The 15,617-nt window shown below is 51.9% G+C and carries 12 protein-coding genes; 8 read left to right on the forward strand and 4 right to left on the reverse strand.

Annotated features, from left to right (window positions below):
- Positions 1-247: 247 nt before the first annotated feature.
- The 3 genes from EYB31_RS17545 to EYB31_RS17555 all read right to left on the reverse strand — a co-directional run bounded on the left by EYB31_RS17545 (position 248) and on the right by EYB31_RS17555 (position 3,143).
- Positions 248-607: a response regulator gene (locus EYB31_RS17545; protein ID WP_131014674.1), complete on the reverse strand. Its 360-nt coding sequence runs from the start codon at positions 605-607 to the stop codon at positions 248-250.
- A gap of 151 nt (positions 608-758) precedes the next feature.
- The gene (locus EYB31_RS17550) at positions 759-1,736 is read right to left on the reverse strand and encodes an HD-GYP domain-containing protein (protein WP_240762536.1); all 978 of its coding nucleotides are present in this window, start codon (positions 1,734-1,736) and stop codon (positions 759-761) included.
- Between the two features lie 246 nt (positions 1,737-1,982).
- Positions 1,983-3,143 (reverse strand): response regulator, encoded by a 1,161-nt coding sequence (locus EYB31_RS17555; protein WP_131014676.1) that lies wholly within the window; start codon positions 3,141-3,143, stop codon positions 1,983-1,985.
- 157 nt (positions 3,144-3,300) lie between these two features.
- Here EYB31_RS17555 and EYB31_RS17560 point away from each other — a divergent pair, with 157 nt between their 5' ends.
- The 3 genes from EYB31_RS17560 to EYB31_RS17570 all read left to right on the forward strand — a co-directional run bounded on the left by EYB31_RS17560 (position 3,301) and on the right by EYB31_RS17570 (position 8,367).
- A complete protein-coding gene (locus EYB31_RS17560; RefSeq protein ID WP_131014677.1) occupies positions 3,301-4,128 on the forward strand; it encodes a GGDEF domain-containing protein in 828 nt (275 codons plus the stop codon).
- A gap of 39 nt (positions 4,129-4,167) precedes the next feature.
- Positions 4,168-7,239 (forward strand): hybrid sensor histidine kinase/response regulator, encoded by a 3,072-nt coding sequence (locus EYB31_RS17565; protein ID WP_131014678.1) that lies wholly within the window; start codon positions 4,168-4,170, stop codon positions 7,237-7,239.
- Between the two features lie 99 nt (positions 7,240-7,338).
- Entirely contained in the window at positions 7,339-8,367 is a 1,029-nt protein-coding gene (locus tag EYB31_RS17570; RefSeq protein WP_131014679.1) for a copper amine oxidase N-terminal domain-containing protein, read from the forward strand.
- Between the two features lie 139 nt (positions 8,368-8,506).
- Here the strand turns inward: EYB31_RS17570 and EYB31_RS17575 are convergent, their stop codons facing one another.
- Complete coding sequence (locus EYB31_RS17575; protein ID WP_131014680.1) at positions 8,507-8,848, reverse strand: antibiotic biosynthesis monooxygenase; 342 nt, start codon at positions 8,846-8,848, stop codon at positions 8,507-8,509.
- Positions 8,849-9,035: 187 nt separating this feature from the next.
- Between EYB31_RS17575 and EYB31_RS17580 the strand changes: the two genes are divergently transcribed.
- From EYB31_RS17580 to EYB31_RS17600, 5 genes are all read left to right on the forward strand, one after another.
- Complete coding sequence (locus EYB31_RS17580) at positions 9,036-9,953, forward strand: LysR family transcriptional regulator (RefSeq protein ID WP_131014681.1); 918 nt, start codon at positions 9,036-9,038, stop codon at positions 9,951-9,953.
- Positions 9,954-10,211: 258 nt separating this feature from the next.
- Complete coding sequence (locus EYB31_RS17585; RefSeq protein WP_240762538.1) at positions 10,212-11,876, forward strand: ABC transporter substrate-binding protein; 1,665 nt, start codon at positions 10,212-10,214, stop codon at positions 11,874-11,876.
- A gap of 75 nt (positions 11,877-11,951) precedes the next feature.
- A complete protein-coding gene (locus EYB31_RS17590; protein ID WP_131014682.1) occupies positions 11,952-12,992 on the forward strand; it encodes an ABC transporter permease in 1,041 nt (346 codons plus the stop codon).
- Positions 12,989-14,734 carry a dipeptide/oligopeptide/nickel ABC transporter permease/ATP-binding protein gene (locus EYB31_RS17595; RefSeq protein ID WP_131014683.1) on the forward strand — a complete coding sequence of 582 codons (1,746 nt, stop codon included), beginning with the start codon at positions 12,989-12,991 and terminating at the stop codon, positions 14,732-14,734. The genes EYB31_RS17590 and EYB31_RS17595 overlap by 4 nt, the downstream gene beginning before the upstream one ends.
- Positions 14,721-15,608, forward strand: coding sequence for an ABC transporter ATP-binding protein (locus tag EYB31_RS17600; protein ID WP_131014684.1), 888 nt, complete (start codon positions 14,721-14,723; stop codon positions 15,606-15,608). The genes EYB31_RS17595 and EYB31_RS17600 overlap by 14 nt, the downstream gene beginning before the upstream one ends.
- The last annotated feature ends 9 nt before the right edge of the window (positions 15,609-15,617 follow it).

Genomic DNA, 15,617 nt, shown 5'->3' on the forward strand with positions numbered 1-15,617 from the left:
TATACCTCCGCATATCAAATTGATTGCACATGGATCTTCAGTCCCGTTAATGTAAATTCCACATCTTGAGACCCACGGCCCAAAGCCCTAAAAAGATTATGCGGCATCGATTTGAACAAAAACTAAACAAGAAATAAACAAGCGGATTTGCAAAAAAAATAGCCACCCCCCATCAAAGTCCGGGAAGCGGCCGTTCGTCACTTAGATTTTGTATGTTTTTCAGTTCACCAAACATACCCTCGTTTATTTATTGCAAAATCTTTTGAATCGCTTGCTCGACACGATCCTTTTGCAGCGGTTTTACAATAAAATCCTGAGCTCCGCTGCGCAGCGCTTCAAGCACCATATCCCGCTGTCCCATCGCCGAGCACATAATGATTTTCGCCGCGGGATCCATATCCCGAATTTGCTTCAACGCGGCAATGCCGTCCATCTCGGGCATCGTAATATCCATGGTCACCAAATCGGGCCTAATCTTCTCGTACAATCTGACGGCCTCTTCTCCGTTCTGTGCTTCAGCCGCTACATCCATGCCCATTCCTTCCAGTATGCCGCGCATTACCATGCGCATAAATGCCGTATCGTCCACTACCATAACAGCCGCCATTTCCGTTCCCCCCGTTTGGAAAATATTTATATCTCCATCATAAACGACTGCAATGAACAAAAACTAAACAAACAGGCCCTTTTCCCCGTTGTTGTGGCAAAATTCACAAAACGGCGACCCCGTATAAGAGGCCGCCGTTTCTGTATAATGCTCATATCACCACTTGCTGTATGTGCACACCGGGTTCACTTCGCAAATCCAGAAAGGTCCCGTCGATATGAACCAGCGGATGCATCGGATCTTGGGGGTGCACCATCACGATCGTTCCGTTTTTCCCGTTGGTCAGCAGTACCTCATTGCCGACAAGCATGCCCATTACCTTATCCAAAAACAGTCTCACAATCCGCGGATCAAGCACGCCAAACGCATTATTCTCCATTTGCTTAAGCGTTTCGTAGAATGGAGACGCGTCCCGGTACACCCTCTTGGAGGTCATGGCATGGAAAATATCGGCCACCGCTACGATGCGGCTGAAAAAGTCGATTTTGTTCCCGCCGATACCCAGTGGATACCCGCTCCCGTCTTGCCTTTCATGGTGCTGAAGGGCGACCAGCGCTTGCCTGTGGTTAATTCCCACCGTTTCCTTAAGAATTTGGTATCCGTATACCGCATGCCGTTTCATCATCGAAAATTCTTCTTCGGTATACTTGCCCGGCTTATTTAAAATTTCCAGAGGAATTTTTACCTTCCCTATATCGTGCAGAGTGGCCGCCATCGTTAATTGGGACAACTCGGCTTCCGTCAGCCCCAGCCATCTGCCGATCAGCGTAGCGATCACGCCCACCCCGATATTGTGCCGGTATGTGTAATCATCCTTGGACTGCAGCGAGGCAAATAAACCGAACAGATTGGGCTGTTCTGTCGTTTGGTGGATAATGGGAAGAATATTTTGCCGAATCTCGAGCAGCGGCACTTGCTTGGTCATGCGCATTTCCTCAAAAATCGGGCTTATTTTGCGGACGCCTTGATTGATCAGCTCGCTTTGTTCCATCATTTTTCCCGCAAAGGATCCGGCCGCCTCCACATCATCTTCGCGCAGCTCGATACCGTGGAACTGGAGTTTCTCCAGTTCGGAATGATTGAGTACTGTGCCGGCCGCGGCAACAAGAACTCCTGTCTGATTAAACATATCCTTTTTTAGACGTTTTCCGTAAAAAAATCCTTCGTTCTGATGAGGAAACCCGCCTGTGGAGTCATGCTCAGCAGATTGCCTGCCGTTTTGGTGCAATGCCCTCTTCCCCCTTCCAAATGAACCCAGAACATCATAATCGTTCATATTTTTCTATTTAATCAGATGGACCTGAACAAAAAATGAACAAACAAAAACAGCTCTCCGTGAACATGGAGCTGCCTTCGTGTCTTATGAACGTATTGTTTAAGTGCCGGATTCCAACTGTGGACGCAGCCCTTTCCATTTCGCGTACCACACCTCCGTTTTTGGGCTTGGAACGGTGTCCAGCGCTTCGCTCAAAACCAGCGTCAACCGTTTATACTGCTCTTCTACCGCCACGCGGTCTTCCAATTCATCATACAGCTTCATCAGGCAAAAATAACTTTCTTCGTAATACGGGCATTGGATCTGCATACGGTGATACACGGCGAGCGCTTCCGTCATACGGCCCTGTCGAACATAGTAATCTCCGAGCAGCTGCACATGCTGCAACCATAACGTGCGAAGACGCTGCCGCTCGTTCTCGGACCATAAATACCCGGCATCCTGCAAATAATCGCCCCGGTACATGTCCATCACTCGCTGATGTTCGGCGACGTTCGTATCGGAAACCGGCGACAGCCGCCGCAGCTCCCGCTCCCACTCCACGGTATCTATACAAATACCGGCGGCATCCAGCACGTACCCGTCCTTAATGCTCAAGCTGCGAATGACAATGTTGACTCCGATCCGTTTCAAATCCTGCCGTACCTGGTAAATCGTCGTATACAGGTGAGTCATCGCTTTCGGCACGTCAAAATCGGACCAAAGGAGTTCAAACAGCTCACTCTTGCGGACCAATTGCCCCCGATGGTGAAACATGAAGGTAAACAGCTCCTGTGCTTTGGAAGTGCGCCATTTCATCGTTTCCGGCTGCTGCCCGGGAAATTCAATCTGCAGCGTTTGCAGGCAATGTATCCGAACGGGGTCCGATGTTTTACGGTCCTTCCGTTTGCTTTCAATGCTTATTTTTAACCGCTCGACCGTGATGGCCAGGCGGGATCGCTGAAGGGGCTTTAATACGTAATCGAGCGCATTTAAAGTGAACGCTTCTACGGCATGTTCGTCATAAGCCGTAATAAACACGATTTCTACATCGGGACAAGTATCATTCAGCATTTCGGCAGCCCTCAGCCCGAAAATCTCAGGCAAATGAATGTCCAGAAAAACCACATCAGGCCGCAACACACTCGCCATTTCAATCGCTTCTACCGGATCCAGATAAGCGCCGACGATTTCGAAACCGGTCATTTCCTGCAGCATTTTTCTGAGCTGAATCAACGCAAGTTGTTCATCATCTACCAGCATGACTTTGATCGATTCCATTACCTCTATGACCTCCGCACCCTGCAAATCAAGCATACCTGCTCACTTAATTCGATACCGTCTCGGCCATTTCCTGCTGCGCCGATGTTCAGAAATTGTTCAGAAGCAACTGCTACAATATAACTTGAATATTCAGTTGAACAGGGGCTAACGGGATATGCTGAGTGCAGAGCTTTACAATTATACCGCTGCGATTTCAAGCATGCTAGCAATTGCAGCGAGCTGCTTCACTTTATACACGCTGGCAAGAGGTTCGCGCATTGAAGGGCGGCCGCGTTTTTTTCTGCTCGTAGCCAGCGCTCTTTTTATTGAAGTATGCATTATTATGATGTTGTTCAGCTTCTATAGTCGTTACGATAGCCCACCCTACAACAATGCCGTAATTGATGAAATTCCCCTCTCCCCGTTCGGAATTACAGCCGCCGCATTTGTCTTTTTGCTGGTCTCATGGATCGCTTTGTTATGGGATCGCCGCGGGTTGGAGAAGCTGGCTTACACCGATAAGCTGACCGGACTGCCTAACCGCAACGGGCTGAACCGGTTTCTGGACACATGTACCGGGAAAGAAAGCGTCAGCATGTTGTTTTTCGATCTCGATCAATTTAAAATGATTAACGATACTTGGGGACATCATATCGGTGATCTCCTCGTTCAAGAAGCGGGAAACCGGCTGCACAGCTTTGTTTCGGCCAACCAGCGCGTATTTCGTATAGGCGGGGACGAGTTTTTGATCGTTTCCCTGCAATGCGGCCAGGACCAAGCTGCGTCGCTGGCGGAGGACATTTTGCAACAGGTGAATCAGCCCTTCCTGCTCGATCATAAGGAAGTCAACATTACAGCCAGTATCGGAATCAGCAGCGGGACACTGCAAAGCAGCGAACACATGCTGCTGCTCCAATCCGCCGATGTGGCTATGCATGAAGCCAAAAAACAAGGTAAAAACCGGGTTTATGTCTATAATGACGGACTGTGCTCCGAATTATAGAGAGAAAGGATTTCGGCTGCTGAGCCGAAGCAATGACAGATGTCTAAGAAAAAGATCATTATCGTTACAGGACTGTTTTTCCTCGTGTTAACAAGCATCCGGCTGATCTGGATATTTACGCTGGGGCCGGCAAGCCATCCGTACGCAGTGCAAGGCGTCATCGATCTGCGCGGCTGGAACTTCGATGCCGGGCGCACCCTTACGCTGAGCGGCCAATGGGAATTTTACCCAAACACCTTGCTGAGGCAAAATGCCGCCGGTTCCCAATCCGATACGACTTCGAAAAGTTGGGTTCAGGTTCCCGGAGATTGGCGGCAAGCGTTCTCGCCGGACAACAAGTCTCCGCTGGGATACGGGTCGTATCGCCTGCACGTTTTGGTCGATCCCCGCGGCAATCAGGAGTTTAGCCTGCAAATGATGGGAGCTCTCGCCTCCTCCGAAGTATTTGTCAACGGCAGCCCGCTCGCGCATTCGGGTCATCCTGCCGATCGGCCCGAGATATACACCCCCAATAATGTTCCTTATATCGGCACGTTTACAACAAGCGGCGACGCCATTGATATTGTGATTCATGTAGCAAATTTCGGTAACCAAAGCAGCGGAGGCATCAGCAATGCCATCAAATTCGGAACCGGGCAGGCGCTCAGCCGCGAACACCGGCTGTCCATGGGCACGCAATTGGTCGTCTGTACGGTTCTGCTCATGCATGCGGTATATGCCTGCATTCTTTATCTGATCGGAACACGCCAGAAAGCGCTCATTTACTTCGCCCTCACGCTTACGTGCACATCGCTTGCCCTATTAGCCGACGATGAGAAAATGCTGTTTGCCTGGGTGCCGGTCAACTACGACTGGAGCCTGAAAATCCCCTCCTTGGCTTATACCGGTGCAGGCGTATTTATGCTGCAGTTTTTCAGATATTTGCTGCCGGAAGGCATGAAAATGACCGCCTTTCGCCCCTTCTTTGCCCTGTGTATCTTGTTTGCGTTATGTACGCCGCTGCCAACCGCGCCCTATACGATGATTACAGGTTACTTTTTCATCCTTATTTTTCTGTTCCCTTTTATCGCCGTACCTTTCATCATCTTCAAGACGGCGCTGAAGGGTACTCCCGACGCCATTTTCCTGCTGCTCTGCGCCACCAGCCTGACGGTCAACGCCCTATGGGGGATAGTGAAAAATACCGTCTGGTTCGAGCTTGGCTATTATCCGGTCGATATGCTGATCAGCTTCCTGGCGCTTGGCTCGTTCTGGTCCAAGCAATATTTTCGGGCATCCGCTCAAACGAAGCTGCTCGCCAAAAAACTGCAAATGGCCGATCATGTCAAAGACGACTTTTTGGCCAATACCTCCCATGAACTGCGCAATCCGCTTCATGGCATGATTAATATCGCCCAAGCGGTTCTGGAGAGCGGCAAGAAGACGCTTGGCGATAAAAATGTCAAAAACCTGGAACTTCTGATTACGGTCGGGCGGCGCATGTCGTTTATGTTAAATGACCTGCTTGATTTCACAAGGCTGAAAGACAGCCGGATTCATCTGCAGTTAAAGCCCGTTCCATTGCAAACCGTCGTTTCCGGGGTGCTGGACATGATTCGTTTCATGACGGAAAATAAGCCGATTATGCTGAGCAACGGCATTCCGGATACGTTTCCCGATGTAAAAGCCGACGAGAACCGGCTGATTCAGATCATGTTTAATCTGCTTCACAATGCGATCAAATTTACCAACGAGGGCCGCATCGTGGTCGGAGCCCGCGCCATAAACGGCACGGCGCATATTACCATCTCAGACTCCGGAGTCGGCATGGATGATGAAACGCTGCAAAAAATATTTATGCCTTATGAGCAAGGCGACTTGGGAAACACTGCGATCGGCGGAGGCTTCGGCTTAGGGCTCAGCATCTGCAAGCAGCTGGTCGAATTGCATGGCGGCCAGCTTACGGCCAGCTCCAAGCCGGGATACGGCTCGGTGTTCACTTTCACGCTGCCGCTCGCCGACTCAACCGTCAAGGTGGAGGAAACCATGAGAGTCCCCCCTTTATTTATCAATCAAGATAAACCGTCCGTCTCCATGTACCCGGATTTGAGTGCGGCAGCCTCGGAGGTTACCGCATCGGCCGATCGGCCGAATGTTCTGGTTGTAGATGATGATCCTGTAAATTTAAGCGTGCTGGTCAACATCTTATCTCCGGAGCACTTTGATCTTGTCACGGCATCCAGTGGTAAAGAGGCTTTGGCGCTGCTGGATACGAAAGAATGGGATTTGCTCGTCACCGACGTCATGATGCCTTATATGTCGGGTTATGAATTGTCCCGTTCCATACGCAGCCGATTCTCCATGTCGGAGCTGCCCATTCTGCTTCTGACCGCTCGCAGCCGGCCTGAAGATATTGACGCCGGCTTTCTCTCGGGCGCCAACGATTATGTGACCAAACCGGTGGAAGCACGGGAGCTGAAATCGCGGGTGCGGGCGCTAACCGATCTGAAAAGGTCGGTCCGCGAACGGCTGCGCATGGAAGCTGCATGGCTTCAGGCGCAAATACAGCCCCATTTTTTATTTAATACATTGAACTCCGTGGCTGCGCTCAGCGAAGTGGATACGGCGCGTATGCGGACATTGCTTGATGTGTTTGGCAATTACTTGCACGGCAGCTTCGATTTTCAAAACTCCGCGCGGGTAGTCACGCTGAAGCATGAGTTAGACCTCATCCGCTCCTATTTATATATCGAGAAGGAACGATTTGGCGAACGGCTGCAAATCGTTTGGGAAGTGGACGAAGACATTGAACTTCAAATCCCGCCCTTGTCCATCCAGCCCCTTGTCGAAAATGCGGTGAAACACGGTGTTCTGAGCCGTTACCGCGGCGGAACCATTACGATCCGAATTGCCGATCATTATGAATATGCGGAAATTGCCGTCATCGATGACGGCGTAGGGATGGATCAAGCTACACTGCAGCGTCTGTTAGACGGCCGCTCCGACAGGAAATCGGGCATCGGTCTGCTCAACACGGACCGGCGCCTCAAGCAAATATACGGTAAAGGACTGCAGATGCGCAGCATACCGGGGCAAGGCACAACGGTTACTTTTGTCGCTTCAAAATCATGAAAGTCCCTCACAATCACAACCTATTGCAACATAAATCATGCGGGCTCCGTCTGAGGTTATGAAAAGATCAAATCACATAACTGAAAGGAATCCCATCCTATGAACAACACCATGAAAAAAAGCTTGGCCGCCGCTGCCTTATCCGCGCTTATGACAACAGGAGCCGCTTATGCTGCTCCGGAACAAGCGCATGCCATATCTGCAACGGCGCCTGCTTCCGCAGCGCCTGTCAGCATTCAAATTGGCGGAGAAACGCTCGCCGATACAGGCTTTCAAACGGACAACCCTGCCGAACCGATGCTGCCTTTGCGGGCTGTCTCTGAAACGCTGGGATATACGCTTGTTTGGAATCAAGACACATTGTCCGGCGACCTCGCCAAAGATCGTGTGATGACTACCGTCAAGACGGGAGAAGACAGCTACGCGGTCAACAAAATGCTGACCCCCCTCGGGAAAGCGCCGGAGCTGATTCAAAACAAACTTTACGTACCGGCTTCCTTTGTCAGTAAAATATTGCACGGCACGGTCAATACGGAAGGCAACGCCGTTGTTATCACTTCCGGCGAACAACGCAAAAGCGCGAAGACTTCGGGCGTCATTACCGCGATCCGTCAGTCGGATACCTCTTCGGCTGTGCAAATTCGCGGCGCCGGCATGGACGGCATCGTGCTGACGATAGGCAAGGATACGCTGATTCAAGCAGTTGACGGCACAAAGCTCAGCCTTTCCGAGCTTCAGCTTGGCATGAGCGTAACGGCCGAGCATTCCCTAGCCGCCACGCTGAGTCTGCCGCCGCAAACCCCGACGTACCAAATTACGGTGTCGGACAACAAACGCCAAGGCGACGTGTTCGGTACAGCCGGAGAAGTGGAAGAAGTCCGTACCGGCGACGACGGAACCGTCAGTTTGCGGATTAAAGGCACCGGATTAAACGAATCGTCGCAAAGCGAAATTGTTCTGCGTATTACCGGCGAAACGTCAATCGTCGATCAAGACGGGCAAGCCGTCGAAAAAAGCGCCCTCGTCCAAGGAGGCAAGGTGATCGGATTCTACAACGGCATGTTGACCCGCAGCCTGCCGCCGATCGGCGGAGCTCTGAAGGTAGTTGTCGCTCCCGCCCAAAAGTAACAAAGCGACAAAATCAAAAATCCCCTGGCATGAATGAACCTACCGCCAGGGGATTTCTATATTTGCCGCTTGCCTCCGGCACTTCATGCAGAATCGCGAGTGATGCACGCGTCTGATGCCGGCCGTTTCAATATGCTGCTTACTGTGGGCTCACAGGGGTCTTTCCGGAGCCTGCTTTAATCGCCTTCACCTCATACATGTTCACCGTCGTACTGATGACGTATTCCGGTTTGGGCTTGCCGTGATTTTGACGGTGCCCTTGGATATGGACATCGCTTTTCTCCCAGTTCTTCCAGGCATCCACCGATTCCCAGCGAATCATGATAACAACTTCGTCGTGTTCCTGTTTCTTTCGATTCACCATGACGGTTTTATCGATCAGGCCTTCCATCGCATCCATCGGACTTTCTTTCGTAAAGCGCTCCACCACTTGGTCGGCATAGCCGTTTTGTACAACAACAGTTCTAGTTTGAATCAGCATGAATATCACCTTCCTTATCATATCTTCTTTCAATATATTGAAAATGAGAATCAACGTCAATTAAATCGCAAAATACACTCTAAAATTGGGATAACAGTTAGTTCGTTCCATTGACATTGCCTGCCGCGCGACTATATGATAATGATAATCTTTATCAATAATTGCTTCTATATCGGGGTGCACGTCCATGAAAACATTGGATAAACTCGAAACGTTCCTCGTTCTTGCCGATTGCAGTTCTTTTATAGAGACAGCCAAACGTCTCTACTGCTCACAGCCGACCATCACCAATCATATTCATCAGTTGGAAGAGCAATTCCAGACCAAACTGTTTCACCGGTCCGGCAAAACGGTAAAGCTAACCAAGCAAGGCGAAACATTTTTAAGTTATGCTAAGCAGATCGTACACTTGCTTGAGGAAGCGTCGGTCAAAATGAAGGAAGAGGACCGGCAGGATGTGCTTGCGCTTTATGTCAGCAACTATATCGCAGAGGTGTTCTTTCCGGAAATCCTCGATCATTTCCAGCACGAAATACCAAAACAGCATATGGAAATACATACATACTGTTATCAGGATCTGAAGGATTCTTTGCTGGACGGAAGAACGAATATGGCGTTGATGCCTATCTACCCTGAGGATAAATACATTCAGACGCAGTTTGAATCGGCTGTTTTATTTGAAGATGAATTTCAGTTCATTGTCCCCATAGACCATCCTTTGGCCGGCCGTAAAACGATCTATTCCCGCGATCTGCGCAACGAAACGATCCTGCTGCCGAGAAGCGACTACCTCCAGCAATTCATTATGACCGAGCTGGGCCGGCATCAGTCGAAGGTCCGGTATTTGCAAATGAGCAATTTCGATATGATTAAGCAAGCGGTTAAATCCCACTTGGGACTGGCTTTCCTGCCCCACTTGGCCGTAGCGGGAGAAAATGTGCGCGGAGAATTGGCGGTCAGGTCTGTCTCGGGTATCCATATGAGGCGGCAGAACGGATTTGTTTTTCGCAAAAACGTGCGGTTGAGCCCTGTCGAACAATCGTTCTTCAACGTGGTGGAACGATATTTTGCAGCCAAAGTAAAAGTTGACTCCATTGAAGCGTAGGCTTATAAACTCTCATTCTCCAAAAAGGAACAGCGCTCCTCAGCCGAAGAGCGTTGTTTTTGTGTGAAAAGCTTTCCATTCAATTTATTAATTGATGTATTAGAAAATTAAATAACGCGATTCAAATACACGGAAGTAAAGGAGATATCGATTTTTTACCACTTCAACTGATATTGATATTCATTATCATCTATATTATGATTTTGCTGTTGCAAATGAGCCGAGAGTCAAATCAAAGATACATAGGAGGGGTCCCCATTGTTTTATGGTAAGTCCAAACGAATGATCGCCGCCAGCTTGCTGGCATTGGCCGTAGTTACGGCAGGCTGCAGCAGTGCCAAACCGGAAGCCGCCGCCCCAAAAGACAGCGCAGCCGCAGGCACAACCACCGCTGCGAGCAAAGAGCCGCATGCCGATCAACTGAAAATCGCCGTTCCGGCCGATGTAGGTCCGCTTAATCTGTACCTGAACTCCGGCAATGAAGGCTTGCTGGAGCTCGTATACGATAAACTGTTTGCTCCATCCCCTTTTGTCAAAGACCCGCAGCCGTGGTTGGCTGAATCGGCCAAACAACTGGACGATCTGAACTGGGTTGTGAAGCTGCGTCAAGGTATCGCTTGGCAGGACGGCAAGCCGTTTACCGCCGACGACGTCAAATTCACGTTTGATTATTACCGTGACGGTCCGTCCAACCGGTACACCCACCACGTCAGCGAAGTCCCGAGCATCAAAACGATCACAGCCGAGGATGCTTCGACAGTGAAGTTTACATGCGCATACGCTTGTCCGACACTGGCTTCCATTACGATGGCGGATCTGCCGATTCTGCCGAAGCATATCTGGGAGAAAGTCGAGAACCCGCGGAAATTCACCGATCTGCCGATTGGCACAGGCCCGTATAAGCTGGTGGAATACAAAGCCGATCAATACTACCGTTTTGAAGCCAATCCGAACTATTTCCAAGGCAAGCCGCTCGTAGATTCGCTGGTCATGCCGATTATTAAAGATCCGGCAGCGATGTTTAACGCGCTTCGTTCCGGTGAAGTCGACGCAGCAGGCAAAGGATTGCCTCCAGAGCTGCTGGAGACGTTCAAGAAGCTGCCGAACATGAAAGTCGTCAATACGTCGGACATGACGCTGGTTGAGCTTCGCGTCAACTATGAGAAAGCGCCGTTTAATCAGCCGGAATTCAGACAAGCGTTGTCCTACGCGGTTGACCGCAAGTCGATTAACGATACGGTCATGCTGGGTCAAGCGAAACCGGGCCTGCAAGGCTACCCGCACCCGGATTCCCCGTGGACGAACCCGAACCTGAGCACTCCGTTTGATCTGGCTAAAGCGAAAGAGCTTCTCGACAAGCTGGGCTACACGGACAAAAACGGCGACAGCGTAAGGGAAGATGCCAACGGACAGCCGCTGGAGCTCAATCTGAAAGCTCCGACGACAGAACCAACCTGGATCCGTACAGCTGAATTGCTGAAAGACCAATTCGCTCAAGCCGGCATCAAGGTAACGGTGGAAGTGCTTGATTCGGCAACAATCAGCACCTTGCTGCAATCGCGCAAATTCGATATGTACATGAACAACATCGTGCCTCATGGCGTAGCCGACCCTGACCAGTTCGTCATGTCGCATCGTTCCGGTTACCTGTGGACGAAGGGATTGCCGTATCCTGAAATGGACGCTCTGACTGATAAATGGATGAAAGAGCCAAGTGTAGAGAAACGGAAGCAGATTTCCTTCGAAATGCAGACGCTGTTCAATAAGCAGCCAACCAGTATCGTCATGTACTATCCAAAAGAAAACTATGCCTTCCGTTCGGATAAATACGATAACTGGCTGGAATCCCCTGGCTTTGGCATCGTGGAGAAATTGTCGTTTTTACCTGCAAGCGCAAGGAAAGCGGCCGGCCTGGCCAAATAAAGCCGGGAGTTATGATGAATCGCATAATATCGCTGTAAACTCCATGAATTTATAGGATGGAACGGAGCAGGTAAGATGACGAACAACACAACAAGAACAAGATCGGGAAGAGCGGCGCAAAGCGCGCTCTTCCGTTGGTTCGGACGCAAATTCGTCCAATATACGCTTGTTCTGCTCGTGGCGCTGTCGATTAACTTCGCCCTCCCCCGGCTTGCGCCAGGGAATGCAATGAACTACTTTGCCGGCCAGGAAATCAATCTCTTGTCGCCGGAGCAGCGGGCCCGGCTCGAGAAGGAGCTGGGATTGGATAAGTCGGTGCTGCACCAGTACGGCGATTTTATGTCCGGCGCTTTCCGGCTTGATCTCGGCAGCTCGACCAAGTTCGGCAAACCGGTCACCCAGGTACTGAAGGAGCGGATGGGATGGACATTCCTGCTCGTCACCCCGGCGCTGCTGATAAGTATGCTGCTTGGTGTTGTGTTCGGCGCTTATTCCGCGTGGAATCGGGGAAAACGCCGGGATATCGGGCTGTTGTCTTTGATGTTGACCTTGCAATCGCTGCCCGGATTCTGGATCGGCATGATGTTTATTACGGTGTTTGCCGTACAGCTCGGCTGGCTGCCGTCATATGGCGCCGTACCGCTTGTCCACGGAACCACAGGCCAGTATGTGCTGGAAATCGTGAAGCGGATGATTCTGCCGGTATCGACCATTACGCTGGCTACCATCGGTTCTTATTTTTTGCTGACCCGCTCGTCCATGCTCGATACACTCGGCCAAGATTACATATTTATGGCAGAGGCCAAAGGAATTACCAAAAGAGGGCTGATCTACCGTCACGCGCTGCGCAATGCACTGCTTCCCGTCTACACGCATATTACGATCAGCCTGGGCGTTCTCGTAAGCGGCGCGGTTGTGGTAGAAACGGTATTTTCGTATCCGGGCATCGGCCGTCTGCTGTATGAGAGCGTCGTCGCAAGGGATTTCCCAACGATGCAGGGTGTATTTCTGTTCATCACGGTTGGGGTCATTGCAGCCAATCTGCTTGCGGATCTGACGTATCCATTGGTTGACCCAAGAGCCCGCGGAGCTAAACATATGGAGGGGTCGGTATGAGAAAGCTCTTTACCCATAAAATGGGGCTGGCCGGCATATTGCTGCTGGCCCTCATTTTCATGCTTGCCATATTGGGGCCGCTGATCGTCCCTTACGACGCTGCGGTGAAATCCGGCGGCCCGCTCGAGCCGCCGAGCCAGAAGCATTTGCTCGGCACCAACGACGTAGGGCAGGACATTCTCGCCGAGCTTGTGTCGGGAGCCCGCATTTCGCTTACCATCGGCATCACCTCTGCGCTGCTCGCTACGTTAATCGGGGCGGTTGTCGGGTTGCTCGCCGGATACTGGTCCGGCTGGTGCGACGCACTGCTGATGAGGGTCGTGGATGTCACAATGACCTTGCCGTATTTGCCGCTGATGATTGTCATCGGCGTATACATCGGACCCAGCTTATACACCCAGATTCTGGTTATTACGCTGGCAATGTGGGCGGGTAAAGCCCGGGAACTGCGCGCTCAGATTTTGTCCGTGCGCAGCAGAGGACCGGTACTGGCAGCTAGAACGATGGGCGGCGGCCATTTGTATATTTTGCGCCGCCATATTTTCCCGGCCGTCATGCCGTTGCTGATCCCGCAATTCGTGAGGGCGATCAACTCAGCAATTATGATGGAATCGTCATTAAGCTTCCTTGGGCTCGGCGATCCGCTCGCCAAAAGCTGGGGAAGCATGCTGTTTTATGCCAACGCCCGCAGCGCGTTCCAAACCGACGCTTGGCTGTGGTGGGTACTCCCGCCCGGACTCTGCATCGTCATCACGGTGCTTGGCTTCTCCTTTGTCGGTTATGTGCTGGAAGAACGCTTCAGCCCGCGCCTGCGCGTTTATTCGTTCGGCAGTGCAATGCTCTCCCGTCTCAAGAAACAAGCGGCCGCCGCAGCAAGCGCCTTCAAACCGGATTCAGAGCATGTGCTGGAGGTAGAGCGGTTAACCGTCGCTTATCCGAAAGACGGCGGTATCGTTCAAGCGTTAAATGCCGTCAGCTTCTCCGTTCGCAAAGGCGAAATTGTAGGTATCGTCGGAGAATCGGGAAGCGGTAAAACGACCATCGGCTCTGCGGTGATGCAGCTGCTGAAGCCGCCGGCGCAAATCGAAGGTTCCATCCGGTTCGCCGGAGAAGAGCTGTCCAGCCTAAGTCCGACGCAGCTGCAGAAGCTGCGGGGCAGCCGGATCGCCTTGATTCCCCAAGCGGCCATGAATGCGCTCAATCCGGTGCTGAATATTCGCCGCCAGATGGCCGAAGCCATTCTTGCTCACCGTTCGCTGGATAAGGCCGCTTTGCAGCGGCGCATCAACGAACTGCTCGTACAGGTCGGCCTGGACCCCAAATGGGGCTCCGCTTACCCGCACGAACTGAGCGGAGGCATGCGCCAGCGGGTCGTTATCGCCATGGCGCTGGTCAATGAGCCGGAGCTGGTCATTGCCGACGAACCGACAACCGGGCTGGATGTGCTGGTACAGACCGAAATCATTACCCTGCTGGACGATTTGCAGAAAAAACTGGGCTTATCCATGATTTTTATTTCTCACGATCTTCCTGTCGTTCTGCGTTTGGCGGACCGCATCCTCATTATGAACCGAGGCGAAATCGTCGATCGCGGCAAGGCTTCCGTGATTGCCCAGTCTCCTGAGCATCCGTACACGCAGCGTCTGCTCGCAGCGATACCGCGCCTCAGAAGACGCGCTGCAGCGCAAGACGCTGCTGACCCAACTTCCAGAACGGGAGGGATCGTACATGTCGGCTCCTAATTCACGGCAAAATCAACCTGATTCCGCCGCCGGCGCTTCTCACGAAGCAGCGGCGGCGGCCGAACCGCTGCGAAGCGGTCAGGCGCAATCCCTGCTTCGCATCGAAGGCCTGCACAAAACCTACGCGGTGCCGGGCGGACGTTCCCGGCGGTCCGAGGTGCTGCGCGGCATCGAGTTTACCGTCGAGGAAAACGAGACGGTTGGCTTGGTTGGCGCCAGCGGCGCCGGCAAAAGCACTGTCGGCCGCATCATCGCCGGGCTGGAGCGCCCCGACAGCGGGGCCATGCTGTTCAGGGGAACCGACATTTGGAAGCTCCGAGGCAAGCAGCGTAATGAGGCGATGCGGCCAATCCAGATGATTTTTCAAGATCCGTACGAATCGCTGTCGCCTTGGATGACGATTGAACAACTGGTCGCCGAACCGCTTGTCATTCAGCGTGTGCAGGCAGGCAACCCCGCTGCCCGGCGCGAAATGGTGCGCCAAGCGTTATCCGAAGTTTCGCTTCAGCCCGACCGCTATATGAACCGCCACCCGCACGAATTATCCGGCGGCGAACGGCAGCGGGTCGGTCTGGCCCGCGCGTTCATCTGCCAGCCGCAGCTCATTATCGCCGACGAACCGACCTCCATGTTGGATCCTTCGCTGCGTCTGGAGCTGCTGGAGCTCATGAACCGCTTAAGACAGCGCCATAATATCGCTTATTTGTTTATCACGCATGACATTGCGCTGACCCGCGGATTCTGCAACCGCATGATCGTGCTCGATCAAGGCGTTATTGTAGAATCGGGCCCTACCGAGCAAGTGATCGATGAGCCGCAGCACCCGTTTACGCAAAGTTTAATCGGCTCGCTGCTTGAGCTGAACCGCTTTTAACATACAGCT

The sequence above is a fragment of the Paenibacillus thalictri genome (assembly GCF_004307995.1).
Classification (GTDB): domain Bacteria; phylum Bacillota; class Bacilli; order Paenibacillales; family NBRC-103111; genus Paenibacillus_AF; species Paenibacillus_AF thalictri.